This window comes from Vibrio coralliilyticus ATCC BAA-450 (genome assembly GCF_000176135.1).
Classification (GTDB): Bacteria; Pseudomonadota; Gammaproteobacteria; order Enterobacterales; family Vibrionaceae; genus Vibrio; species Vibrio coralliilyticus.
Window position 1 is genome coordinate 283,678 of record NZ_ACZN01000017.1, and the last position, 26,629, is coordinate 310,306.

General features: G+C 45.8%; 21 protein-coding genes. 9 read left to right on the plus strand and 12 right to left on the minus strand.

Annotated features, from left to right (window positions below; all coding sequences use genetic code 11):
- Position 1: 1 nt before the first annotated feature.
- Genes VIC_RS16505 through VIC_RS16515 form a run of 3 tightly spaced genes read right to left on the minus strand, consistent with a single transcriptional unit; the run spans position 2 to position 3,947 of the window.
- Positions 2–1,039: an ABC transporter permease gene (locus tag VIC_RS16505; RefSeq protein WP_039952125.1), complete on the minus strand. Its 1,038-nt coding sequence runs from the start codon at positions 1,037–1,039 to the stop codon at positions 2–4.
- Positions 1,039–2,127 (minus strand): microcin C ABC transporter permease YejB, encoded by a 1,089-nt coding sequence (locus tag VIC_RS16510; RefSeq protein WP_006961189.1) that lies wholly within the window; start codon positions 2,125–2,127, stop codon positions 1,039–1,041. The genes VIC_RS16505 and VIC_RS16510 overlap by 1 nt, the downstream gene beginning before the upstream one ends.
- Positions 2,128–2,138: 11 nt before the next feature.
- A complete protein-coding gene (locus VIC_RS16515) occupies positions 2,139–3,947 on the minus strand; it encodes an extracellular solute-binding protein (protein WP_413788335.1) in 1,809 nt (602 codons plus the stop codon).
- A gap of 140 nt (positions 3,948–4,087) precedes the next feature.
- Between VIC_RS16515 and VIC_RS16520 the strand changes: the two genes are divergently transcribed.
- The gene (locus tag VIC_RS16520) at positions 4,088–5,122 is read left to right on the plus strand and encodes a GGDEF domain-containing protein (protein ID WP_006961191.1); all 1,035 of its coding nucleotides are present in this window, start codon (positions 4,088–4,090) and stop codon (positions 5,120–5,122) included.
- A 24-nt stretch (positions 5,123–5,146) separates the two neighbouring features.
- Here the strand turns inward: VIC_RS16520 and VIC_RS16525 are convergent, their stop codons facing one another.
- Positions 5,147–5,665, minus strand: coding sequence for an NUDIX hydrolase (locus VIC_RS16525; protein WP_006961192.1), 519 nt, complete (start codon positions 5,663–5,665; stop codon positions 5,147–5,149).
- 59 nt (positions 5,666–5,724) lie between these two features.
- Positions 5,725–7,362: a methyl-accepting chemotaxis protein gene (locus tag VIC_RS16530; RefSeq protein WP_006961193.1), complete on the minus strand. Its 1,638-nt coding sequence runs from the start codon at positions 7,360–7,362 to the stop codon at positions 5,725–5,727.
- 309 nt (positions 7,363–7,671) lie between these two features.
- Between VIC_RS16530 and VIC_RS16535 the strand changes: the two genes are divergently transcribed.
- The gene (locus tag VIC_RS16535; RefSeq protein ID WP_006961194.1) at positions 7,672–8,670 is read left to right on the plus strand and encodes a 2-hydroxyacid dehydrogenase; all 999 of its coding nucleotides are present in this window, start codon (positions 7,672–7,674) and stop codon (positions 8,668–8,670) included.
- 36 nt (positions 8,671–8,706) lie between these two features.
- On the opposite strand, the gene VIC_RS16540 is transcribed toward VIC_RS16535, so the two are convergent.
- On the minus strand, positions 8,707–11,067 hold the full coding sequence (locus tag VIC_RS16540) for an ATP-binding protein (RefSeq protein ID WP_006961195.1): 2,361 nt from the start codon (positions 11,065–11,067) through the stop codon (positions 8,707–8,709).
- A 214-nt stretch (positions 11,068–11,281) separates the two neighbouring features.
- Here VIC_RS16540 and VIC_RS16545 point away from each other — a divergent pair, with 214 nt between their 5' ends.
- Positions 11,282–11,776 (plus strand): hypothetical protein, encoded by a 495-nt coding sequence (locus VIC_RS16545; protein WP_006961196.1) that lies wholly within the window; start codon positions 11,282–11,284, stop codon positions 11,774–11,776.
- A gap of 14 nt (positions 11,777–11,790) precedes the next feature.
- A complete protein-coding gene (locus VIC_RS16550) occupies positions 11,791–13,413 on the plus strand; it encodes an ABC transporter ATP-binding protein (protein ID WP_039952126.1) in 1,623 nt (540 codons plus the stop codon).
- 65 nt (positions 13,414–13,478) lie between these two features.
- Here VIC_RS16550 and VIC_RS16555 read toward each other — a convergent pair whose 3' ends face one another.
- Entirely contained in the window at positions 13,479–14,378 is a 900-nt protein-coding gene (locus VIC_RS16555; RefSeq protein ID WP_006961198.1) for a LysR family transcriptional regulator, read from the minus strand.
- A 167-nt stretch (positions 14,379–14,545) separates the two neighbouring features.
- Between VIC_RS16555 and VIC_RS16560 the strand changes: the two genes are divergently transcribed.
- From VIC_RS16560 to VIC_RS16580, 5 genes are all read left to right on the plus strand, one after another.
- Entirely contained in the window at positions 14,546–16,237 is a 1,692-nt protein-coding gene (locus VIC_RS16560; RefSeq protein WP_006961199.1) for an L-lactate permease, read from the plus strand.
- 141 nt (positions 16,238–16,378) lie between these two features.
- Positions 16,379–17,518: an FMN-dependent L-lactate dehydrogenase LldD gene (gene lldD, locus VIC_RS16565; protein ID WP_006961200.1), complete on the plus strand. Its 1,140-nt coding sequence runs from the start codon at positions 16,379–16,381 to the stop codon at positions 17,516–17,518.
- A 207-nt stretch (positions 17,519–17,725) separates the two neighbouring features.
- A complete protein-coding gene (locus VIC_RS16570) occupies positions 17,726–18,514 on the plus strand; it encodes a PhzF family phenazine biosynthesis protein (protein WP_006961202.1) in 789 nt (262 codons plus the stop codon).
- 169 nt (positions 18,515–18,683) lie between these two features.
- Positions 18,684–19,445 (plus strand): hypothetical protein, encoded by a 762-nt coding sequence (locus VIC_RS16575; RefSeq protein WP_006961204.1) that lies wholly within the window; start codon positions 18,684–18,686, stop codon positions 19,443–19,445.
- A 181-nt stretch (positions 19,446–19,626) separates the two neighbouring features.
- Positions 19,627–20,244 (plus strand): esterase/lipase family protein, encoded by a 618-nt coding sequence (locus VIC_RS16580; protein WP_006961206.1) that lies wholly within the window; start codon positions 19,627–19,629, stop codon positions 20,242–20,244.
- A gap of 148 nt (positions 20,245–20,392) precedes the next feature.
- On the opposite strand, the gene choV is transcribed toward VIC_RS16580, so the two are convergent.
- The 5 genes from choV to betB are packed head-to-tail and all read right to left on the minus strand — an operon-like array spanning position 20,393 to position 26,621.
- Positions 20,393–21,580, minus strand: a complete 1,188-nt coding sequence (gene choV / locus VIC_RS16585; protein WP_006961208.1) for a choline ABC transporter ATP-binding protein — start codon at positions 21,578–21,580, stop codon at positions 20,393–20,395.
- Between the two features lie 2 nt (positions 21,581–21,582).
- The gene (gene choW / locus VIC_RS16590; RefSeq protein WP_006961210.1) at positions 21,583–22,425 is read right to left on the minus strand and encodes a choline ABC transporter permease subunit; all 843 of its coding nucleotides are present in this window, start codon (positions 22,423–22,425) and stop codon (positions 21,583–21,585) included.
- A gap of 48 nt (positions 22,426–22,473) precedes the next feature.
- Positions 22,474–23,412, minus strand: coding sequence for a choline ABC transporter substrate-binding protein (locus VIC_RS16595; protein ID WP_006961211.1), 939 nt, complete (start codon positions 23,410–23,412; stop codon positions 22,474–22,476).
- Between the two features lie 28 nt (positions 23,413–23,440).
- Entirely contained in the window at positions 23,441–25,141 is a 1,701-nt protein-coding gene (gene betA, locus VIC_RS16600) for a choline dehydrogenase (RefSeq protein ID WP_006961212.1), read from the minus strand.
- 19 nt (positions 25,142–25,160) lie between these two features.
- Positions 25,161–26,621, minus strand: a complete 1,461-nt coding sequence (betB, locus tag VIC_RS16605) for a betaine-aldehyde dehydrogenase (RefSeq protein WP_006961213.1) — start codon at positions 26,619–26,621, stop codon at positions 25,161–25,163.
- Positions 26,622–26,629: the final 8 nt, after the last annotated feature.

Below are 26,629 nucleotides of genomic sequence, written 5' to 3' on the forward strand. Positions count from 1 at the left end.
ATTATCTCCCCTGATGGTGAGGGTCAAAGGCGTCACGAACGGCTTCGCCAACAAACACGAGCAGAGTCAACATTACAGACAATACAAAGAAGGCAGAAAAACCTAGCCATGGTGCTTGTAAATTAGCTTTCCCCTGGGCCAATAATTCACCTAATGAAGGCGAACCAGCCGGTAAACCAAAGCCCAGAAAATCAAGAGAAGTCAATGTGGTTACGGAGCCAGAAAGAATGAAAGGCATCATAGTTAAAGAGGCGACCATCGCATTTGGTAGCATGTGGCGTCTCATAATACGGCTATCATTTACGCCCATTGCCTGCGCTGCTCTAACATAATCGAAGTTGCGGCAACGCAGAAACTCTGCCCTGACCACCCCAACTAAGCTCATCCAGCTAAACAAAACCATAATACCGAGTAGCCACCAGAAATTGGGTTCGACGAAACTGGACAGAATAATCAACAAGAAAAGCGTCGGCATTCCTGACCAGACTTCGATAAAGCGCTGGCCTAACAAATCAAGCCAGCCACCGTAGTAGCCTTGTGAAGCCCCAACAATCACTCCAATCACGCTGGAAATAATTGTCAGTACAAAACCAAACAGAACAGAGATCCTGAAACCATAGATGATTCGTGCCAGCACATCCCGTCCTTTGTCATCGGTACCAAGTAGGTTAACGTTGTCGGGCGCAGAGGGCACCGAACCAGAGATGTTGTAATTGATCGTGTCGTAGCTAAAACGAATCAGAGGCCAGATGATGTATCCTTTCTCTTCAATCAGCTCAATGACATACGGATCGGTGTAATCCGCTTCGGTCTCAAATTCCCCACCAAACTCAGTTTCCGCATATTGAGTCGTGATCGGGTAATACCACGCACCTTCGTACTCCACTAGCAATGGCTTATCGTTGGCTATCAGTTCTGCAAACAAGCTAAACACGAACAGCGTCATGAAAATCCACAGTGACCAGTAGCCACGTTTGTTTGCTCGAAACCTAAGCCAGCGCGCTTCATTTAACGGATTACGTCTTCTTTTCGTCAGCATTAACGCGCCTCAAAATCAATTCTTGGGTCAACCCAGGTGTATGTTAAATCAGAAATTATGCTCAGAATTAGGCCAAGCAAGGTCATAATGTAAAGGGAACTAAATACGACTGGATAGTCTCGCTGTATGGTTGACTCAAACCCGAGTAAGCCAATCCCTTCGAGTGAGAACATTACTTCAATCAGCATGGAGCCGGTGAAAAAGATGCTGATGAACGCCGCAGGGAAACCAGCAATGATGATCAACATCGCATTGCGAAACACGTGTTTGTAAAGAATACTTCTTTCATCCAGACCTTTCGCTCGTGCCGTTACAACGTATTGTTTATTGATCTCATCGAGAAAAGAGTTCTTCGTCAGCATACTCAGTGTTGCAAACCCACCAATCACCATTGCCAGTATCGGTAATGTCAGATGCCAGAAATAATCGATGATTTGCTCATACCAAACGAGCTGCTCAAAGTTGCTGGATACCAGCCCCCGAAGCGGAAACCAACTAAAGTAATTGCCACTCGCAAATAAGATAATCAAGATGATGGCGAACAGGAAACCGGGGATCGCATACCCAACAATCACTACAGCGCTTGACCAAACATCAAATCGGGAGCCATGGTGGATAGCCTTCATGATGCCCAAAGGAATGGAAATCAAGTAAATGATCAGCGTGCTCCACAAACCCAATGAAATAGAGACAGGTAAGCGCTCGATAATCAAATCAATCACATTACCGCCTTTGAACAGGCTCTCACCAAAGTTGAATGTGGCGTAGTTTTTGAGCATCTCGAAGTAACGCACATGCAGAGGCTTATCAAAACCTAACTGCTTTTTAATCTCTTCAACTACTTCCGGGTCTAGACCCCGTGAACCTTTATAGCCAGTCGAGTTAGCATCACTTCCTACATCGAGGTCAACTTCACTGCCGCCCCCAGCAAAACGTTCCATAATGCCAGAACTATGCCCTTCTAGCTGCGCAATAGCCTGCTCAACCGGCCCTCCCGGTGCTATCTGAATAATGAAGAAGTTGATGGTGATGATCGCCCACAGCGTGGGGATCACCAAGAGTAAGCGACGAAATATATAGGCTGCCATCTATCCCTCTGTTAACGTCGTTTTTCAGGTAATTTGGCGGCTTTATCCTTTGATATCCACCAAGTATCAATACCTAAGTCATATCTAGGCATTTTTTCCGGACGCTCAAATTTGTCCCACATCGCCACACGATATTCGCTCACGTGCCATTGTGGAATGATGTAAAAGTTCCACTGCAACACGCGGTCGAGAGCACGTCCTAAAGAAAGTAATGCATCTGGGTCTTGCTGTTTCTTGGAGATTTCCATCGTCAGGCTATCAACGACTGGATCAATAACACCCGCCGTGTTGTAGGTCGAGTCAATGTAGTTGGAGTTCCAGACAATCATTAAGTTCGGGCTTGGATATGGGTTCGCAGAGTAGGCGGAAGAGACCATGTCAAAGTCGCGATCACGAAGTCGCTTAATGTACTGTGTGGTATCAACTGAGCGGATCTTCATATCGATGCCCATACGCTTCATATTTTTCTGTACTGGAATCGCTATACGCTCCGCAGTCGGGCTATAGATCAATAGCTCAAAGCTAAACGGTTCACCTGTTTTGGTATTGGTTAGTACTTTGTTTTTCAGCTCCCAACCTGCTTCTTTTAGCAGCTTAAACGCTGTACGCATCTGGGCACGAATACGCCCCGAACCATCGGTAACCGGAGGCTGAAACTCTTCTGTAAACACACGAGGTGGAATCTCGTCTTTAAACGGCTCTAAAACCTTCAACTCCTGAGCGCTCGGTACGCCCTTCGCTTCATAGTCGGTATTCTGGAAGTAACTACGTGTTCGAGTGTACTGACCGTAGAACATATTCTTGTTCATCCACTCAAAGTCCATCGCATAGGTCAACGCCTCACGAACTCTGGCATCTTTAAATACATCACTTTGCGTATTGAATACAAAAGCTTGTGTGTTTTCTGGTTTTTGATGAGGGATTTCCTGTTTGGTGATGTAACCTTTATCAAAGTTCACACCCGTGTACGAATTTGCCCAGAACTTCGCCGAGGTTTCCAAACGAAAATCAAATTCACCTGCTTTGAAAGCTTCCAACATTACAGTGTCATCCCGATAGTAGTCGTATTGCACTTCCTTGAAATTATTACGACCGACGTTTACCGGCAGATCTTTCGCCCAGTAGTCGTCTACTAGCGAATAAGTGACACTCTGGCCAGATTTATAATCGGCAATTTTGTACGCTGAGCTGCCAATAGGAGGAGTTGAAAGAGGCTCTGAAAATTTCTTGTCTTTCCAAAAATGTTCCGGCAACACTCGGGTAGATTGAGCAAAGCTGAACATCTTTTCACGATTAGGCGTTGCCATTTCAATACGGACCGTCAGATCGTCCTTGGCCGTTACCGACTTAATGTCTTTATAGTAAACGCGATACTGCGGTACACCTTCAGTCATGAATTTATCGAACGTGAAAGCCACGTCGTGCGCAGTAATTGGCTCTCCATCGTGAAAACGTGCCTTAGGATTGATGTCCATTTCAAGCCAGGTGTAGTCATCCGAATATCTCACTCTCTCTGCGATCAGAGGGTAATAGGCATCGATTTCATCACTAGGGGAAAACATGAGCGTGTCATACAACTCCCCTGTTGCGGCAGCGGCGACACCTCTGGAGGCAAATCGGTTAAAGTTATCGTACGTCCCGACTCGGCCATAAGTAATTTTGCCAAATTTGGGGGCGTCAGGGTTTACGTAATCAAAGTGAGTAAAGTTGTTTGGGTATTTAGCCTCACCAAAACCGACTAAACTGGTCGTTTCGATAACTTTGGCGTAACCGATCGAGCTAATGCTCGCGATCATGGCACCTAATAGAACGTTGCGCATTTTGGTCATTCCCTGTGTCCTCAGCTGAATTCGCTATTCTTTTATTACTATACTATTAATTAACATTAATAATTCAAATACTTGAATAAGTATAGGTGTTCGCTAAAAACCTATCGAAGAGTTCACGTCAAGGATGCGCTATGCCACAGATTAGTGACCTGTTTAAGTTTGGACCGTTTGAACTACACCAGCGCTTGGACGCGCTTTCCTTGTCATATGGCGATAGTCAGGCATGGCAAAGTTCACTCACCACAGAAAGCCGAGAAGAGATTAAAACGGCGGTCTACACTCAGCTCCTTCAGCATTTTGAACACTCTGACGTGGTTAGCCAAATACTTGGCCACTTCCATATTCACCAGTCCTTAGATGCTTATCTCGATACGCTGCTGACTCAAGAATTAGAAGAGGGGTATATTGAAGAGCTCGCTCAACACATTCTTGGCATTGCCAAATATGAAGAGGTGCATGAGTACTACTCCATTGTGAGCCACGTATTACATCGATGTATCATCGATAATCTGGCTAGCCGCTGCCGTTCCTTAGAGAACTTTCGTTCACTTGAACTTCGCTTGCAGTTGGATTTATCTATCTTACTCCAATTTTTGCACACCAAATCGATGGAAGACTCTCGTCGCTACGCCGCATTAATGGAAGTAAAAGATCCGCTAACCGATCTGTACAATCACAACACCTTTCCTAATGAACTGGAAAAAATGCTGGCTCGTTGTAAGCGACACAAAACCAGCGTGCTGGTGTTAGACATACATTTAGAAGGATTGGGGGCGATAAACCGTCGTTTGGGCTATGAAGCTGGCGATACCTTACTACAAAACTTCGCATTCATTGCACAAGAGCTCATTCGTCAGTCTGATTTGATTGCCAGAGGAACACGTGGAAACTTTTATTTCGTCTTGGAAGACACCACGAACAGGGATGGGAAAGCAATCTGTGAACGCCTCATTTCCGCCGTAGACGGCTCATCAGAATTACCGATTACGTTACAAATTGGCGGAGCGAGTTATTCATCAGATAGTGACATTGACGGTGATGAGTTGTTAGGTCTAGTTCATGAGCACATGGAACTGGCGAGAGCACGTTCACTCATCAACCATCGCCATGAATACAGCGTCCATTTTGATAGCAAAGATAATTTGATCCAATTGATAAAAGGATAAAGCCCGCAAGGTACGGGCTTTATTTTAGAGCATTTCTTTAGCGATCATATGTAGCAAAAACGTCTCGCGCTCAATACTCATGCCTTTCTTCGGGCTCTCTGCAATAGTCTTTTCATTGTGGGCAATCGCTTGATGGATGTTCATCCATACGGCCTTCATGCCATTTTTGATTTCATAATCTTCGTACGCAGTTTCACCTAACTCACGATCGACTTTACAGGTGTAGCAATAAGAGTGCATGTGCATGACATCAGCGTCGTCTTTGTACCAAGGGCGAAACTCTTCGTAGATACCATATGGCTTGATATTGTGAATGTTTTGCGCACCTGTTTCTTCCTGAAGCTCCCGTACCATACCTGCGATAATGTCCTCGCCATCATCAATACCACCACCGGGGATGGTGTAATCATGATAACGCTCGGTGTATAACAAAAGGATGTCTTCGCCATCTATAACAATGGCTCTTGCAGCATTACGTTGGAAGACCGTTTTGTCATCAAGATGGCTGATATCAGGGTGAATAGCAGTTTTTAGGTGTCGCATTCAATGTTCACGATTAAAAAATTTGCCGCGATTCTACCATATCACCCCGAGGCCTCAAGCTAAGCCAGTTTGAAACGATTAATCATGGCCATTAGGTCATCTGAAACTCGGCCAAGCTCCTTGCTAGAACTCGCCATCTGGGTAGACTCTCCAGACACCGTAGATGCCATATCACTCAGGCTCACCACATTGCGGTTAATATCATTCACCGTCACGGTTTGCTCTTCTGCAGCAGTAGCGATGTGCTGGTTCATTTCCTCAATGGTGTGAACCTCTTTGTTAATCTTGTTCAGAGCCTCACCGGCCTGACTTGAGAGCTCTGATGCATTAGTCGCTTTGGCTGTGCCCTGGTCCATAACTTTCACCACGTTTTCAGCGCCGACCTGAAGTTTCTCAACAATGTTCTGAATCTCTAAAGTAGACTCGTGAGTACGAAGAGAGAGGCTTCTTACTTCATCCGCAACCACTGCAAAGCCGCGTCCTTGTTCACCTGCCCTTGCCGCTTCAATTGCTGCATTTAGAGCGAGTAGATTGGTCTGTTCAGCAACGCCGCGAATAACTTCAAGAACCGTGTCAACGTTACGAGCATCTGATGCGAGCTTCTGAACAACCTGACTAGCAGACTGTATTTGCTCCGCAAGTTCATTGGCTTCTTGAACGTTTTTGTCAATGATCTTATGGCTGTGGTTGGCTTCCTGAGCAGCTAAACGACTAGCGTCATTCGCTTCGACAGTGCGAGCGGCTACTTCTTCAACCGTTGCTAGCATTTCGGTCATAGCCGTCGCGAGCATATCCACATCGCTTTGCTGTTGGTTAAGGCTGTCGTCGATATGATGAACAGAATTAGAAAGCTGATTAGCAGCACTAGAGACTTGGCTACCCGCATCGCTGATGCTGAGCATGATTCCTTGCACGGAAGCAACAAATTGGTTGAAGTAACGAGAGAGAAGTACGAGTTCTTTACTGCCCTCTTCTGGAAGCCTTTGGGTCAGATCACCTTCACCTTTAGATAAGGTTTGCATAGCTCGAACGGTACGCTTAATAGGAGATGTGATTGTTTTGATGAAAAAACCGATTGTGATAGAAAGAACAGCAAGAATACTAATGGCGTAACCCGCAGATGCAACCTCAGAGCGGTGCATGTCAGCCTGAAGCGCGACCATATTCATGCCAGAGCCAATCATCCAACCCCAAGGCTGAAACATTAACGCATAACTGGTTTTAGGATCCAATTTCTCACTATCTGGGTTCTTCCAGCTGTAGTCGACAAAGCCACCACCATTTCTGGCCACCTGATAAAGTTCCTGAACAAAAAACTTACCTTCGCTGTCTTTCAAACCAAGGATATTTTTTCCAAGTAAAGACAACACACCACTGGCTAACTGCACACCATCAGAATCACCGACAAATATATAGTTGTCACCATCAAATCGCATTGCGGAAATGGTTTGTAGCGCTCTACCTTGAGCTTCGCTTTCTGAGATTTGACCCGATTGATAGAGCTGGTAGTAGTGTTTAGCAACACCTGATGCAGATTCGACCAGAGTTGACACACCTCGCTCATAGTTTTCACGCATGTGCTCGCGGGACTGGGCAATGTTGAGGAGAGTATTCGCAAATAAACCAATAGCAAACAAGCCTAATATAGACCACGCTCGTGCTGCTATGGACACTTCAGAAAGCTTTTGTTTAATCATATCCATATTTCCTAGCCAGAGAACAAAATTCCATCTGCCCTTAGCCTCACCTCCACTTAAGTCGATGATTAATAAGCTAAGAGCTATTTAATTTATAAATACCACTTTAGCAGTAAAAAAGTGATCTTGAGATGAAAATTGAGCTAATTTTGCGAGGCACTTTATTAATAATAAAAACATCACTGTAAATAATTGAGGAATATAAGTGTTTAATTTTCCACAGCAAATTTGTGGTTTAATTTTTTCTTGAATCACGGTTCAATAGAGCCCGTTCTATTTCCTCCCGTAATATTTTGAGAGAGGCCTACCATGTTAGATGTCGCTGTGTTTAGTGCTAAGTCTTATGACGAAGCGTCCTTCGCGAAAGTAAATAAAGAGTATGGATTTGAACTGCATTTCCATGAATTCCAGTTAACCAAAAAGACCGCCAAAATGGCCCATGACTGCCAGGTGGTTTGTGCGTTTGTTAATGACGACTTATCTGCACCCGTGCTAGAAGCACTTGCAGAACAAGGCGTGAGACTGATTGCAATGCGTTGTGCTGGTTTTGATCGCGTAGATTTAGACGCGGCTAAGCGCCTTGGTCTTCAGGTGGTTCGTGTCCCCGCTTACTCACCAGAATCCGTCGCAGAGCACACTGTTGGCTTAATGATGAGCCTAAACCGCCGTTTTCATAAAGCTTATCAGCGTACCAGAGATGCAAACTTCTCGTTAGACGGTTTAGTTGGCTTTAACTTTCACGGTAAAACAGTGGGTGTAATCGGCACAGGTAAAATTGGTATCGCTACTATGCGTATCCTCAAAGGCCTAGGCATGAACATCCTTTGCTTTGATCCATTTGAGAACCCTCTAGCCATCGAGCTGGGAGCAATCTACTGCTCAAAAGAGGAGTTGTTTGAGAAAAGTGACATCATCACGCTGCACTGTCCGATGTCTGAAGAAAACTACCACCTCCTAGATGAAAAAGCCTTCAGTAAGATGAAAGATGGCGTAATGCTCATCAACACAAGCCGTGGCGGATTGTTGGATGCTGCCGCTGCCATTGAAGCCTTAAAAACTGGGCGAATCGGTGCCCTTGGGCTAGATGTCTATGAAAATGAGAAAGAACTCTTTTTCCGTGATAAGTCTAATGACGTCATTGTCGATGATGTATTCCGTCGCTTGTCCGCTTGTCACAATGTTCTCTTCACTGGTCACCAAGCTTTCTTAACCGATGAAGCACTTGGCAACATAGCTGACACTACCCTAGGCAATATTGACGCTTTTGGGAAAAGCCAAACATCTGGTAATGAACTGGTAGAACTATAAAATTAAAAAGGGCTTTCATCTGAAAGCCCTTTTTGGTTATTTTCTTAATGCATTGAGCTTGGCTTGAGCAATACCAAATACCGTATCAATTGGGTAACTGCCCTCATCACTTGGCTCACCCGCAGGTTTACCCATGAATAACTCAATGGCTTCAGTCACATGGTCAATAGCCCAGATTTGAAACTCGCCTCGTTCAACCGCCTTTACAACATCAGGGCGTAGCATGAGGTTGTGCATGTTGGCTCTTGGTATGATCACGCCTTGATTTTCACTTCGACCTTTAATCGTACACACATCGAAGAAGCCTTCAATTTTCTCGTTAACACCACCGATAGGCTGTGCTTCACCAAACTGGTTCATTGAGCCTGTAATTGCAATATCTTGACGGTTAGCTTGTTTAGAAAAGGCCGATACCACCGCACAGAACTCCGCCATACTTGCGCTATCACCATCAACACCACCGTAGGACTGCTCAAACGTGATGGTGGTTGTTAACGGCACTTTGGCCGTTTTACCAAATACTGAAGAGAGGTAAGCGGTTAAGATCATGACACCTTTTGAGTGAATGCTGCCACCTAAGTCAACACTACGCTCAATGTCGATCACTTCACCGCCACCATAACAAGTCGTCGCTGTAATACGGTTTGGGGCACCAAACATGTACTCACTGGTGCTCAAAACAGATAACGCGTTAACCTGGCCAATGGCTTCCCCTTCGGTTTGGATCAGGGTGGTTCCGTTGATGAAACCTTCCATCACACTATCTTTAAGGCGACTGACTCGCATCTCCTGATTAGCTAATGCCTCTTCAACATGGCTAGAGCGAATCATGTTCGAGTTTGCCTGACGAGCAACGTAATTTGACTCGCGGATCAGGTTAGCGATGTTGGCTGAGTGCAATGAGAGCTTGGTCTGATCGCCGGACAATCGAGAACTATGCTCGATAATCCGAGCGATGGCCTTCTTATCACAATGGAGCATATTGTTGTCGTTGACGACACTGGAAATAAAACGCGCATATTGCAGTTCAGACTGCGGACTACGTGTCATTTCATCTTCGAAGTCAGCCGTTACGCGGAACAGTTCGCTAAACTCCGGATCGTAATGTTGAAGTAGTTGATAGGTGCGGTAATCACCAAATAGGATAATCTTAACATCCAGTGGGATGGCTTCAGGGTCCAGCGAAACCGCACCTGTTAACGTGACTTCTTTCTCAAGCGAGGTAAAGCTTAGTTTGCGAGCTCGCAGTGCACGCTTCAATCCATCCCAGACATAAGGCTGTTCCAACACTTTTTGAGCGTCCATCAATAGCACGCCGCCATTAGCTTTATGCAGACTACCTGGGCGAATCAATGAGAAGTCCGTAAACACGGTACCTTTGAAAGTGGCTGTTTCAATGTAACCAAACAAACTGTGATAGTTCGGGTTCTCTTCAACCACAATAGGAAACTCATCATCTTTGCGGCTTACAAGAACGTTAACTTTGTACCGACGTGGCAGTTTCTTATCTAAAGATGCTGTAGCAACCTCTCCTTGCTCTGCACTTTGCTCTAAAAAGATGTCAGCGTTTTCAACAATATCTTGCTGAAGTTCTGTCAGATAAGCTTTGATTTCTGCGTAACCGGAGTAGTCCTTTTTCAGCTGTTTGATGAAGTGGGTGATGACATCCAATGTAACGTCGTCGTTCAGTTTCTTAATTTTTTCACTGTACGCTTCTTCCCACTCCGTCAACTGACGAACCATATCTCTCAACTTGATTTCAAGTTCATCAATGGTAGAGCCAAAATACTCTTGCTCTTTCTTTGTCAGCTCCTCAAAAGACTCTTCAGTGTGCATCTCCTCACCATTCATCGCGACAAACTGGTAGTCACCCTGAGTAGTAATCGTAAGACTGATGCCTTTGGTTTTTGCTTCTTTGGTGATGACGGCTAACTCTGCTTCCTGCTTTTGCGCCAGTTGGTTTTTAAGCTTATCGGCTCGGCTGTAGTAGAGCTCATTGTCGAATGCCAGAGGAATCGCATTGACCAGTTTTGACATCAATTTCTCGATGTCTTGTTTAAGTTGACTGCCGATACCGCATGGGAGTGCCAGTACTTTGGGCGTCCTGATATCTTCAAAATTTGCGACATAACACCAGTCGTAAAGTGCTTTCGCATCGTGCTGGTGGCGATTGAGGTAACGCAAAATCATTGTTCGCTTACCAAGGCCATTTTGGCCAATAGCATAGATGTTGTAGCCCTTCTCCTTAATGGACATAGCGAACTCTACTGCCTTTTGAGCACGTTCTTGACCGACGATTTCGTCAATGGGTGCCAGCTCTTTTGTAGACTTACTCGGTAGCATTTCCAGCTCCGCAGCATGATACAGCTGGCTCATTTCTAGCCGTTGAATTGCCATCTTTCTTTCCTTATTGTTATTTTCCATCAACTCTATAACGACCTAGTGTAGGCCAGTTTTGTTTATATTTTAGTGACTTAGGCATTATTCGGGTTCAACTGCCTAAATATTCACCAATTATGCTGTCAAATATCATTTAAATGATAATTATTTGCAATGGTTAATGAATTGCATTTAAATATGCATTGTTACGATTTTGGTGGAGTAATTGAACATGGATCTACAACAGTGCTGGACACATTACCTAAAAGCTGAGCAGTTATTAGAACAAGGTCATTGGCCAGAGGCACACTACTTGTACGATCAAGTTCTGCATCATTTACCGACGCATATCCAAAGCGCGCTAAGTGATGACCAAACCAAACCTTGCCAATTCAGCTGCTTATTAACTGGCTTACGTGATGCTGCTGTCTCTCAATCAGAGATCCTCAACAAGATGGGTCAGCATCAAAGTGCCTTCGACTTGCTCAACCAAAGCTATGCTTTGCTTCAGTTTATGTCGATTGAATCGGCAGAATTGGTTCAGGCTACTCACCACATTCTTGATAAAAACTGTGAGGATCTTTTGCGCCATATGGGCGCGTTTTGTAGTGCTCAACGTAATGCTCAGTGGATGCTAGAGTTTGAACAAGTTCAAAAAGCTCATCACCACTTCTCAGCATTGAAGAGCTATGGCAATGCAACGGAAAGCTCGCATCAAATAAATTAAAACAAGGAATGCAAATGTCACAGATGCCAATTTTAGAGGTTAAAAACCTTTCGGTCAGCTTTACAACAAACGACGGTATTGTAGACGCGGTAAAGGATGTTAACTTCGAACTCTTTCAGGGTGAAACGCTCGCTATCGTAGGTGAATCTGGTAGTGGTAAGTCCGTTTCGACCAACGCTCTGATGCAGTTACTACCAAATAATGCCATTGTTCACTCCCAGTCCAGCATCATCTTTGAAGGTGAGCAGCTGGTCGATAAACCTGAAAAAGATATGCAGTCCATTCGCGGCGACCGCATTGGTATGATTTTTCAGGAACCAATGACTTCTCTCAACCCATTTATGCGAGTGGGCATTCAGGTGGCAGAAGCCATCATGTGTCATCGCCCAGTATCGCGTTCTCAAGCGAAACAAAAAGTGCTTGAGCTGTTTAATCTGGTTCATCTTCCAAACCCGGAGCAAGCATACACTAAGTACCCACACGAATTCTCAGGCGGTCAGTTGCAACGTATTATGATTGCGATGGCGCTTATCAACGAACCTGACATTCTTATTGCTGACGAACCGACTACTGCACTTGATGTAACAGTACAAGCAGAAGTACTGAATCTGATCAAAGAGATTCAGGCTAAAATGGGCATGGCCATTCTGTTCATTACGCACGACTTAGGGGTCGTAAAACACCTTGCTGATCGCGTTATTGTTATGTGTAAAGGCGATGTGGTTGAGGAAGGCCAGTGTCAGGCATTGTTTAGAAACCCTCAGCATGATTACACAAAAATGCTGATCAACTCGATTCCGAAAGGCAGTAAAGATCCGGTAGAGGATGGCGCTCCGCCATTACTTAAAGCTGATAATATTCGAGTCAAGTTCCTGATAAAGTCTCATTTTATTCAGAGTAAAAATGAGTACTTTGAAGCGGTTAAAGGCATTTCACTTGAGCTTAAACAAGGCGAGACCTTAGGTATTGTCGGTGAGTCTGGCTCAGGAAAATCGACGCTCGGCCGTGCGCTTATCGGCCTACTGCCTTGTTCGGGTGGCATTGAGTTTAAAGGTCAGGATGTTAAAGCACTGAGCGAGAAAGAACGCTTTGAGCTTAAGAAAGACATTCAGATGGTTTTCCAAGACCCTTATGGTTCTCTCTCCCCACGTATGACTGTCGGCGACATCATCACTGAAGGTCTAACAGTGCATCAGCCTCAGATGGGTCGTGCTGAGCGTATGCAGCGTGCTCGTAAAGCATTGGAAGAGGTGAGACTCGACCCTCACTCAATTAACCGCTACCCACATGAGTTCTCTGGTGGTCAGCGTCAGCGTATCGCAATTGCTCGCGCTTTGATTCTAGAACCTTCATTTATTCTTCTGGATGAACCTACGTCTGCACTCGACCGCTCTGTACAGCTGACCGTTATCGACCTGCTTAAAGATATTCAGAAAAAGCACAACATCGGCTTCCTGTTCATCAGTCATGACTTGAGCGTAGTGAAAGCACTTTCTGATCGCGTATTAGTGATGCAGAAAGGCGAAGTGATGGAAGAAGGCACAGCCGATGAAATCTTCCACTCTCCGAAGAACGATTATACTAAGATGCTTATTGATGCGTCTTTCGATTTAGACGAAGAGATCGTCGCAGCGTAGTAAATAGAAATACATTGGTTTGGCCGCCAATCAAAGCCGATGCATGGATGCATCGGCTTTTCTATTTAAAAGTAGTGTGAAATAGCCAGATAACGCGCCCGAATGTGCTCAATCAGTAGCTTAACCTTATTGGGTGGCTGACGAGTAAACGGGTACACCGCGTAAATTCCCAGTCGCTTACCGACCAACTCAGGAAACAGATCCACCAGCTGACCATTGCGAATATCATGATAAACCAAGCATCGCGGTACATACGCAATCCCGTGCCCACCCAACGCTGCTTTCCTTAATGCCGTCGCATTGTCGGTCGAGAACGAGCCAGAGACCTTTACAATATAGTTGCCCGATTTTGACTTAAACTCCCACTCAGAGGCACCTGTTGTTTGATATGCGTATTGCAGGCAGTTGTGAGTGACAAGGTCTTCAGGTTTAATCGGTTTTCCGTTGCGTGCGATGTAAGAAGGTGATGCACAGACCACCCATTGAGAATCAAGAATATGACGAGCAATCAGGCTTGAATCTTCAAGATACCCCGTGCGAATCACTAAGTCATAACCGCCCTCGACTAAGTCGACAAAGCGATTATCGAGTGACATATCAACCGTTAAGCCTGGATGTAAGTTGCAAAACTCCGCCACTGCATCAGCCAAAATTAGGTCACCAGAGATTGAAGGAACCGACATTTTGATGTGGCCGCTGATACTCTCACCAAATCCTGACACCGCATCCATTGCTTCCTGAGCGGCTTGCTTCACATTTTTCGCGCCGTGGGTCAGCGCCTTGCCAGCCTCAGTTAACGTTAATTTACGCGTAGTTCGATATAATAGTTGAACGCCAATTTCTTCTTCTAATCGAGCAATTCTTTTGCTAACTACCGAATTTGTAAGGTTATTTATCTCTGCCACCTTACTAAAACTACCCAGTTCTACGACCTGAGAAAACAAGATTATATCGTCCGCACGCATACCATTATGTCATTTTTGGAATTAATTATTTTCATTATTTCCCTATATCAATAAAAAAGAAAGGGGTAAATTCACCTCGAATTAACACAAATATCACAATTATAAAATCCAAGAGATTCTAGAGAATCCTGATTTGTAAAAGTAAAAGCCTGTACGAGGATGTACCAATGAGTGAAACCTTACTGGCCTTAGTGGCCTTTTCGCCGATAGTTGTTGCGGCTATATTATTAGTCGGTCTCAACTGGCCAGCTAAACGCGCAATGCCTGTCGCTTTCGGATTGACGGTTATTATTGCCCTATTCTTCTGGGATATGTCTACTACCCGAGTTCTTGCGTCTATTTTCCAAGGATTAGGCATCACTGTCTCTGTTCTATGGATTGTTTTCGGCGCCATTTTCCTGCTCAACACGCTGAAGCATACTGGAGCGATATCAACCATCCGCAATGGATTTACCAATATTTCGCCAGACCGTCGAGTTCAGGCGATCATCATCGCTTGGTGTTTTGGCTCATTCATTGAAGGCGCCTCTGGCTTCGGTACCCCAGCTGCCATTGCTGCTCCGCTTCTGGTCGCGATTGGCTTCCCTGCTCTTGCTGCCGTTCTAATGGGCATGATGATTCAGTCTACACCCGTGTCTTTCGGTGCTGTAGGAACCCCGATCATTGTCGGCGTGAACAAAGGCCTAGACACACATAACATTACTGAAGCGCTTGTGGCTAACGGTTCAAACTGGGACGCATACCTCCAGCAGATAACGTCCAGCGTTGCGCTAATCCACGCTTCTGTGGGTACTCTGATTCCTGTACTGATGGCGATGATGCTAACGCGCTTCTTTGGCAAGAACAGAAGCTGGACAGAAGGCCTAGACATTCTTCCATTTGCCATTTTTGCAGGCCTTGCTTTTACTATTCCGTACGCATTAACGGGTGTGTTCTTGGGCGCAGAATTCCCATCACTTATCGGTGGTCTGGTTGGCTTAGCGATCGTGGTTTCAGCTGCTAAGCGTGGCTTCCTTGTTCCTAAATCAACGTGGGATTTTGAAGACGAGAAGAAATGGCCTGCAGAATGGCTAGGCTCTCTTAAGATTGATCTGGCGGATTCCAAAGACAAGCCAATGAGCATGGTTATGGCTTGGCTGCCATACGTGCTTCTAGCTGTAGTCCTGGTAGCGAGTCGTGTCAGCGCTGAATTCAAAGCCATGCTGCGTAGTGTGAGTTTGTCGTTTGGCAACATTCTTGGTGAAGCTGGTATCAGTACTGCTATCCAACCTTTATATCTGCCTGGTGGCATCTTAGTGTTTGTCGCTTTGATTGCAGTACTTCTTCAAGCACGCAGTGCTACCCCATTGACGAAAGCGTTTGGTGAATCGAGTAAGACACTAATTGGTGCAGGCTTCGTACTTGTGTTTACCATCCCAATGGTACGTATCTTTATCAACTCTGGAATCAACGGTGCTGATTTAGCAAGTATGCCTGTTACTACCGCAAACTTCGCTGCAGGTTTGGTGGGTGAAGCCTTCCCGGCACTCAGTGCAACAGTTGGCGCTTTGGGTGCATTCATCGCAGGCTCAAATACCGTCTCTAACATGATGTTTAGTCAGTTCCAGTTTGAAGTTGCTCAGACGTTGTCTATTTCAAGTGCAGTCGTCGTCGCTCTTCAAGCAGTCGGTGCGGCAGCAGGTAACATGATTGCGATTCACAACGTTGTAGCCGCTTCGGCAACTGTCGGCCTTCTGGGTCGTGAAGGTGCGACGCTACGCAAGACCGTTATCCCAACGTTCTACTATCTTGTAGTGACTGGCGTTATTGGTCTGGTTGCCATTTATGGTATCCAAATTACCGATGCTCTATTGAAGTAAACCTTTTCGCGTTAATACCTGTCCCTGACAAGACTGGACACTAGTGTCGAATAATTGCGGGTATTAACGCCTTTTTAATCTAAAAAAGATGTCGTTCCAGCCTTATCTAGGCCCCCAATATGTAAATGTAGGACTGAATTTATGATCATCTCAGCTTCAACAGACTACCGCAAAGCGGCTAAATCTAAACTTCCGCCGTTCTTATTCCACTATATTGATGGTGGTTCTTATGGAGAGCACACGTTGAGACGCAATACCGAAGATCTCGCGGATATTGCCCTCAAACAACGTGTTCTCAAAAACATGTCTGATCTGAATCTGGAAACCGAAATCTTTGGTGAAAAATTCGCTCTACCTATTGCTCTATCCCCAGTTGGTCTAACTGGTATGTACGCGAGACGTGGTGAAGTACAGGCCGCTATTGCAGCGGAAAACAAAGGCATCCCATTTACGATGTCGACCGTGTCCGTCTGCCCTATTGAAGAAGTCACACCAGAGCTCGCAAGACCTATGTGGTTTCAGCTCTACGTTTTGAAAGACCGCGGGTTCATGAAAAACGTACTTGAACGCGCGAAAGCAGCCGGAGTCACAACACTCGTTTTTACGGTTGATATGCCAGTGCCGGGGGCTCGCTATCGTGATATGCATTCTGGTATGAGCGGACCAAATGCCGCAATGCGACGAGTCTTTCAAGCAATGCGTCATCCTTCTTGGGCATTTGATGTCGGCCTGTTTGGTAAACCGCACGATCTAGGCAACATTTCAACCTACCGCGGTGAGCCAACGAAGCTCGAAGACTACATTGGCTGGTTAGGTGAAAACTTTGACCCTTCCATCTCATGGGAAGACCTAGAGTGGATTCGTGACTTCTGGGATGGCCCCATGGTCATCAAAGGAATTCTAGATGAGCAGGACGCAAAAGATGCCGTTAAATTTGGCGCTGATGGCATTGTGGTTTCCAACCACGGAGGTCGCCAGTTAGATGGTGTTATGTCATCAGCTAAAGCATTACCAAGCATTGCTGATGCCGTAAAAGGGGATCTGAAGATCTTTGTTGATTCTGGTATTCGCACTGGTCTGGATGTAGTCCGAATGCTCGCCTTGGGTGCAGATTGTGCCATGCTAGGCCGTTCTTACATCTATGCACTTGCAGCACAGGGACAGGCAGGCGTAGAAAACCTTCTCGATCTGTACGAAAAAGAAATGCGCGTTGCCATGACACTTACTGGCGCGAAAAACATTCAAGAACTGACTAGGGAATCTCTGGTTAACTTCAAATAACAACTTGGGCAGTACATTCATCATGCTGTGCTGCCTAACTTCCCCCCTCTCTAATTCTTGCGCCCGTCCCAGTTCCTATTAACAGCATGTAACAAAAGTATTATCCTTTGCGAAGGCACTCCCACTCACAGTGTGTAAACCGTTACAAAAGATCGACCATGAGAATATAGTTTCAAAACACATTCGCAAAAATGATTGGAGAGAAGTATGGAACTGGAGATGTTCACCTGCGATGCATTTACAACTCAACGCTTTAAAGGGAATTCCGCTGCAGTAGTTCCTTTAGCTGATTGGCTCAGCGATGAAATAATGCAAAACATTGCAGCCGAAAATAATCTTTCTGAAACTGCTTTTGTTAAACCCACAGGTGCTAACCGATATGAGATTCGCTGGTTTTCTCCCGTCGCAGAGGTCGACTTTTGTGGCCACGCGACACTCGCCACCTCGTATGTGCTTTATCAATTTTTCGCTCTGAATGGAAAAATCGAGTTTGAAACAAGACATGTAGGCTCACTAGAAGTTGAAAAAGACCTGTCTGGGCGAATATTAATGACATTCCCAAATCGGAAGCCAATCGAATCTGAAGTACCACCGGAAGTGATGGAAGCACTTTCTATTCAACCAAGCCAAGTACTAAAAAGCCCACAGGCCTATTTCGCTTTCTATGAGAGTGAACAAGATATCATTGAGGTTCAGGTTCGTCGTGAATATTTAGAAAAGCTGGCACCTTATGACTTAGTGGTTTCAGCCAAAAGCCAACAATATGATTTTGTCTCTCGCTACTTTTGGCCCGATGTTGGTGATTGTGAAGACCCTGTCACGGGTTCCATTCATGCCGGACTGACTCCCTACTGGGCTGAGCAACTTGGCAAACCCAATCTCGTGGCCTACCAAGCTTCAAAACGAGGTGGAACACTCTATTGCCATGTGCAAGACGAGTCTGTAATTGTGTCTGGCGACGCTGTCCTATACTCAAAAAGCAAAATCTATATTTAATACAAATACTTTTAGGGTAGGCACCTATTGTCTACCCTACTAAAGCCTACTTCCTGCCTATAAAAGAAACATCTCGACACACAATGGAACACTGTTCATAACCGTTTTCTGACATTTCATAGATAGTCTGTCCTAGTCATTTTGAACGATGTTTTTTAGGGCAGGTATTATGAATACATTTTTAAAGACCTCACTAGCTGCGGCAATCTCTCTACCTCTTTTAGCTGGTTGTGTCACCCCGGGCGAAGATGATCCAAACGCGCTCACAAAACAAGGGGCTGCTGGCGGTGCGCTTCTTGGTTTAACACTTGGGGCCTTAACGGGTGACGCTGAACTCGCAATGAAAGGCGCGGTGGCCGGAGGGGTCGCCGGTGGCGTTACTGGTGCATCAGCTGACATTCAAAACAACCGCGAAGGGATTCGTTCAGAAAGCAGGGATCAAGCCATCGCTAATATAGCCAACGGGAATAACGACAGCAGCCAAACACAAAATTGGGAGCAGTTGGATAACTTTGTTGGAAACTGGAATGTAAACATCCAAAACCATCATCAGGAACTTTCTGGTGTAGAGCCAATTAATGCAGAGGGCAAACTCGCAAGAACCACTCAAGCCGATGTGACCTTAGTTAATGAACAAGGCATCAACTTTACCGCGGAGTTCTCTTTCACTCCGGAAGCAGGCTACCAGTTAAACCTAGTTAATAACGCAAAATCCGTCGCAGTCAATTTTGCGGGAGAGTTTCAACCACAAGCAAACCGTTACAACTTCTATCCGACCAATGTAAATGACGTTATTTACGAGGGGATGAATTCAGCAGACATTCATGTTGAGCTTGGCTTCGCCGGAAACAATATCTGGACTATCGACAGCTACGCATTCATCGATGGTCAGCAAACCAAATTACAGACTTTCCGTTTCACTCGCACTTAATCAGGCGATCTAATCATTTGCCGCTAAACACCACGTTGTCGATTTAGCGGCTTATCACTGAGTACTCTCTCTAACTCACTGCGCGATTATTGTCAGATGAGCATCAAATATCCAATCTGTCGCTGGCTTACATTAAGCAGAGTTGGCAAAATAAAACATAGATTTTGTAGTGAGGAATCCGATGAAAATAATCATTCTTCATGGTCTGTACATGCACGGAATCGCGATGCAGCCACTTAGCCAAAAGTTGCGCTCTTATGGCTATAACACTCAAACCATTAGCTACAACAGTGTGTCTATTGATGAGCATAAAGTATTCAGCACAATAGATTCAGCACTCTCTCACACCGAGCCTAACGTTTTGGTCGGCCATAGCCTTGGTGGCCTAATAATCAAACATTACCTCGCGTCTCGACGACCAGACGAAAAACAGATTTCACACGTTGTGGCCGTCGGCTCCCCCTTACGGGGCGCATCAATTGTTAGCCGTATTCAAGATTTAGGGATGGGGGCTGTCTTGGGTAACGCAGCAGACTTTGGACTGCAAGAACACGAGGACGTCTGGCGCTTCCCACAAAAGCTGGGCAGCATTGCTGGTACTATGGCCGTAGGAGCCAGAGCCTTGTTAATGATGGGGAATCAGACATTATCGGATGGAACGGTGACAGTTGAAGAAACCACGATAGACGGCATGACCGATCATATTGAAGTTCATAGTGCTCACACGAGCATGATCTACACCTCTTTCGTGCCAAAACAAATTGATCTGTTTATTCGCACCGATAATTTCAGCCACTGAGGTTTAGCTCTAATGGCTAAGCTCAGATAACTTAGCCATTATTCATTCGTTTGAGTGTTCGCTGAACGGCACAGTTAACGAAGAGAAGAGCGGTAAGTTCATCACCGTGATTTGTGCGTTGTTCACCTACTCTTCTCTGCCCCCACCGTTACGCTGCTTGTGGCTTATGGTGCTTTCCCACCAAACCTGCGTAAAAATCGCTGTCGTCTAACACGCCAATTAGCTCACCGTTCTCAACTAGCAGGATTGGCTGACCACTTCGCTGTTTTAATTTGATCGCCTCGCGCATACCAATATCTGGGCTAGCGATCACCACAGATTCTTTATCGATATCGCTCAGTTTTATCTCATCATCACGCCAATCGACCAATTTAAGGTCGGCTTTGTTGTCTAGATGCAGTTGGTTGTTACGTTCTTCAACCCAGACTTTCTTCATTGGACAGATCTGCCATCTCGCGTCTTCCTGTTCCAACTCACTCGCGGGTTGCATCAGAGAGCGACCTTTTAGCACGTTAAGCGGGTTCGTGTGAGAAACAAAATCTTTAACGTAGTCGTTTTCTGGAGCTAGCACGATTTGCTCGGGCTTACCGTGCTGAATCAGTTTTCCCGATTCCATAATGGCAATGTTGTTGCCAATTTTAAGCGCTTCGTCGAGATCATGGCTGACAAACAGAATCGTCTTATTGAGCTTTTTCTGCAATTGGATTAGCTCATCTTGCAATTGTGCACGAATCAATGGGTCTAGCGCTGAAAACGGCTCGTCCATTAAGAGAATATCGGTGTCCATGGCGAACGCTCTTGCTAAGCCAACACGCTGCTGCATACCACCAGATAACTCATGCGGATACTTGTGCTCCCAGTCTGAAAGCTCGACCATTTCCAGCTGCTCACGTGCTTTCGCTCGTCGTTCAGCTTTCGGCATACCTCGCATTTCAAGACCAAACGCAACGTTGTCGAGCACGGTCAGCCATGGCATTAAGGCAAACTTCTGGAAGACCATAGATACTCTATGAGTGCGCAGGTGTCTTAACGTTTCTTCATTGCAAGAAGAGAGCTCGACCTGATTATCGCCATCCTTGATTTGCAACGAGCCGCGGCTGATTGAGTTCAAGCCATTCACCGCCCTAAGTAGGCTTGATTTACCTGAACCAGATAAGCCCATTAACACGCAGATTTCGCCTTCTTTTACACTCATAGTGACATTATCGACGCCCACGACTTGCCCTGTTTGATCGATAATTTCCTGACGTGCTTTTCCTTCATCCAGCAGAGATAAAGCCTTCTGCGGCTGATCACCAAATACAACATCAAGGTTCTGAATCTTAATCGCATCCATGATTACACTTCCTTCTGATTTGGAGATTTACACAAGCGATCTAGGATGATCGCAACCAGCACAATAGCGAGACCGGCTTCAAAGCCCTGAGAAATATTCACTGTATTCAAAGCACGAACAACTGGTTTACCCAGACCATCTGCCCCGACTAGAGCAGCAATCACCACCATAGAAAGCGACAACATAATACATTGGGTGATACCCGCCATAATACTTGGTAGCGCCGCAGGTAGTTCCACCTTGAATAACAGTTTCATTTTGCTGGCACCAAATGCCTGCCCTGCTTCGATCAACTCTTCCGGCACTTTGGTAATCCCCAGATAAGTCAGGCGGATAGGCGCAGCGATCGCAAAAATGATGGTCGAAATTAGCCCAGGAACGATGCCCAAACCAAACAACACCAAAGTAGGTATCAGGTACACAAAAGTAGGAACGGTTTGCATCAAGTCCAATATTGGCCTCAATAAGGTATATAACCACGGACGATGTGCTGCCATTACGCCAACTGGAACGCCAATTAATACGGAAATCGTTGTCGCAGCAAATACTAAGACAAAGGTTTCCAGCATTTCTTGCCAGTAGCCAAGGTTCAGAATCGTTAAAAGTGCACCGATAATAAACAGCACTAAAGGAATGCTGCGATGTAGATACCAAGCAATAGCCGCGGTAAGAAGAATAGGCAACGCCGGTGGCATCCATTTAAAAATATCGACAACAAAAAGAATGATGGTTTCAAGAAAATAAGAAACAGAGTCGAAAAAGCCTGCTGCATTCATTGTCAGCCAGTCGACGCCCGTTTCCATCCATTCACCCACAGGGATTTTGTTGTTGGTAATAAAATTCACAATAAAACCTTACATTGTTAGGTGGGCGAAAACGCCCACCTAGTCACTTTATGCATTTGATTTGACGTAGTTGTTTACAGCTTCAACTGCATCACTACCAGAAAGAGTCTTCACACCCTTAAGCCAAGATTTCACTTGCTCTGGGTTCGCTTGCAGCCACTTTAGAGCCGCTTTTGATGGTTTGATGTTTTGGTTAAGGATCGCTTCCATCAACTCGTTCTCCATCTCTAGGCTAAATTCTAGATTCTGAAGCAGCTGACCCACGTTTTGACATTCATTTAGATAGTTAGAACGTACGTTGGTGTATACATTCGCGCCACCGTAGTTCGGGCCGAAGAAGTCATCGCCACCGTCTAGGTATTCCATATCAACATTGCTGTTCATTGGGTGTGGAGCCCAACCGAGATACACAATCCACTGGTTGCGACGAGCCGCTCGTGATACCTGCGAAACCATACCCGCCTCACTTGACTCGACGAGGCTGAAACCTTTAAGGCCAAACGCATCACTATCAATCATTGACTGAATCAGGCGGTTGCCATCATTACCAGGCTCAATGCCGTAAATACGATCTTTAAATTTGTCGGCATTTTTTGCTATGTCAGCAAAGCTTTTAACGCCCGCGTCATAAACATATTTAGGTACGGCTAACGTGTATTTCGCACCTTCAAGGTTTGCTCGAACTGTCTCTACTGTTCCGGCTTCACGGTATTTAGCGATATCTCCCTCCATGGTTGGCATCCAGTTGCCAAGGAAGATATCGATATCACCGTTTGCCATTGATGAGTAAGTGACCGGTACAGATAGTAAATCTGTTTTCGTTTTGTAACCCATGCCTTTAAGTAGTTCGCTGGTGACTGCTGTTGTAGCGGTAATATCAGTCCAGCCTACGTCCGCAAATCGAACGGTTTCACACTGGTTGGCATATGCCGCTGTTGCCATCGTACTAAGAGCGATAGTCGACAGCGTTTTTGTCATCATAGACATAATAATTTCCTTGTAATATTTACTGACTTTACGAGATAGACGACACGCCTCTTTTCGGTGTCTTGGTTCTCTGTTTTTTTTCCCAGTCCGGAGCAATCCATACTGGTAATTCTTTCCCTTCAATCAGAGGCTTACCCAATATCAAATCAGCAGCACGTTCCGCGACCATGATGGTCGGTGCGTTGAGGTTGCCATTTGGAATCGTTGGGAAGATCGAAGAGTCCACAACTCGCAGTCCTTCGATACCACGGACTCGACATTGCTCATCTAATACTGACATCGGGTCATCTTCTGCCCCCATCTTGCAACTGCATGATGGGTGGTAGGCACTCTCCACGTTTTGTTTCACCCACTCATCTATCGCCTCATCAGAAACTATGGTTTCACCCGGCTGAATTTCGTTACCGCGATAGGCGTCCATGGCAGGTTGAGAAAGGATTTCACGGGTCAGACGAATACAGTCACGCCAGTCCTGACGATCTTGCTCCGTTGAAATGTAGTTAAACTCGATTTTTGGTTTGTCACTTGGATTAGCAGAGGTGATAGCTACACTTCCGCGGCTCTGTGGTTTGTTCGGACCGACATGAACCTGAAAGCCATGACCATCAAACGCCGCCTGACCATCGTAGCGCATCGCCGCTGGTAGGAAGTGATATTGAATGTTCGGCCACTTCAGTCCTTTGCGAGAACGGATAAATGCACATGACTCAAAGTGGTTGGTTGCACCTAAACCTTTACGGGTCAGGATCCACTCTGCACCGATCATCCCTTTGCTTACGAGACCTAGTTTACTGTTGAGCGTAATCGGTTTTTCACAGTGGTACTGGAAATACACCTCAAGGTGATCTTGAAGGTTCTCACCTACTCCCGGCAAATCATGTTTTACTTCAACACCAGCATTTTTCAGTACTGATTCTGGTCCAATGCCAGACAATTGCAACAGTTGAACCGAGCCGATTGAGCCTGCACTCGATACCACTTCCTTATTGGCATAACTCTTGACGACTTTTCCAGAGCGTTCGAACTCTACACCAATCGCTTTTTTGCCATCCAGTAACACCTTGTGGGCAACAACACCTTTAATCAGTGTCAGGTTAGAACGTTTCAGTGCACGCCTTAAGTAGGCATTAGAGGTGGAAGCACGGACACCTTTATCCACCGTCATGTGCATAGCGCCAAAACCTTCCTGCTGATAACCATTGTAATCCGAAGTTTCCGGATAACCCGCTTCTTTACCCGCTTCAATAAAGGCTTGGTACAGTGGATTAAGCTTCATGTCGTTACCATTACAGGTTCCGACCGGACCGTTTCCTCCACGATACTCATCTTCACCACCGTTCCATGATTCAGCGCGTCGGAAATAAGGTAAACAAGACTGGTAGTTCCAACCTTTTGCTCCTTGTTCTTCCCACTCGTCAAAATCACAGGCATGTCCACGGACATAAACCATTCCGTTGATTGAAGAGCTGCCACCCAACACTTTACCTCGAGGGCAATGTAGCTTGCGCCCATCCAAGCCCTCTTCAGCGATGGTCTCAAATTGCCACGCGTACTTTTCTGTATTCATCGGGTAAGACAGTGCGGTCGGCATTTGGATGAAAATACTTTTGTCCGTGCCACCAGCTTCAAGCAGAAGCACTTGATACTCGCCACTTTCAGACAACCGGTCAGCCAGTACACAACCAGCCGAACCCGCACCAACGATGATATAATCGTAGCGTTGCTCCATTTTCTATCTCCGTTGCTGCTTAAGCGTAAGGGCTGGCGTAATCGCCAAGTTCAATTAAGACACTCTTTGTCTGAGTGTAATGGCGAAGCGTTTCCGGTCCATTTTCACGGCCGATACCGGAATGCTTATAGCCACCTACCGGCATTTCAGCTGGAGAGTCACCCCAAGTGTTAACCCAGCAAATACCTGCTTGCAATTGGTGAATCACTCGGTGCGCGCGAGACAGGTCTTGTGTAAATACACCGGCAGCTAAGCCATAAGAGGTATCGTTAGCTCGCTCAATCACATCCGATTCCTCTGAGAATTTCAGAACAGACATAACGGGGCCAAAAATTTCATTTTGAACGTGTGGCATGTCATCGGTGCAATCGGTGAATACCGTCGGAATAACAAAGTTGCCATTCTCCAACCCATTGTCTTTGACTTGATAACCGCCCGTCAGTAGCGTCGCGCCGCTTTGTTTAGCTTCTTCAATAGCCCCTAAGACTTTGCCCAGATGCTCTTTGGAGATCAGGGCACCGATTTGGGTGTCCATATCCATTGGGTTACCCACAATGAGCTTTTCAGTTCGTTCTTTTAACTGACTAACAAACGCATCGTAAATCGCTTCATGAACGTAAACACGTGTGCCATGGGTACACACTTCGCCTTGGGTATAGAAGTTTGCAACCATCGCAGCAGAAACCGCATTGTCTAGCTTGGCATCATCAAAGATCACCATCGGAGATTTGCCGCCCAGCTCCATCGTGACTTGTTTTAATGTCTTGGCACTATCCGCCATAACAAGTTTGCCTGTGCCCGATTCACCCGTGAATGAGACTTTTGCAATCTCCGGGTGTGCCGTTAGCATTTGTCCGACACGGTGGTCTCCCTGCAAAACGTTAAACACGCCATCTGGTAGACCTGCTTCAGAGAAAATTTCCGCTAGTTTTAAAGCAGTCAGCGGTGTTTCTTCCGACGGTTTAAAGATCATGGCATTACCTGCCGCCAAAGCTGGCGCCGATTTCCACATTGCAATCTGGATTGGGTAATTCCATGCACCAATGCCAGCACAAATGCCGAGTGGCTCACGACGTGTATAGAAAAACTGATTCTCACTCAGCGGTTGCTGCTCACCCTGCATTCCAGGTACTAGACCAGCAAAGTATTCGATAACATCGGCGCCTGTAACGATATCTACTTCAATCGCTTCCTGAAGCGGCTTACCTGTATCAGCTACTTCCAAGGCGGCTAACTCATCATTGCGCTCACGCAAGATTGCAACAGCTTTAAGGAGAATGCGGCTTCGCTCCATTGGAGTCATTGCAGACCAAACTTTAAAGCCTTGCTTGGCTGATTCGATCGCTCGCTCTAAGTCTTGAGGGCTCGCCTGACCAATAGTAGCGAGCGGCTCGCCATTGGCAGGGTTGTAAGTTATAAAGCTTTCACCCGATGTTGCGTTACATGCGCTGCCATCGATGTATAGTGATTTCATATCCATTTGATAGT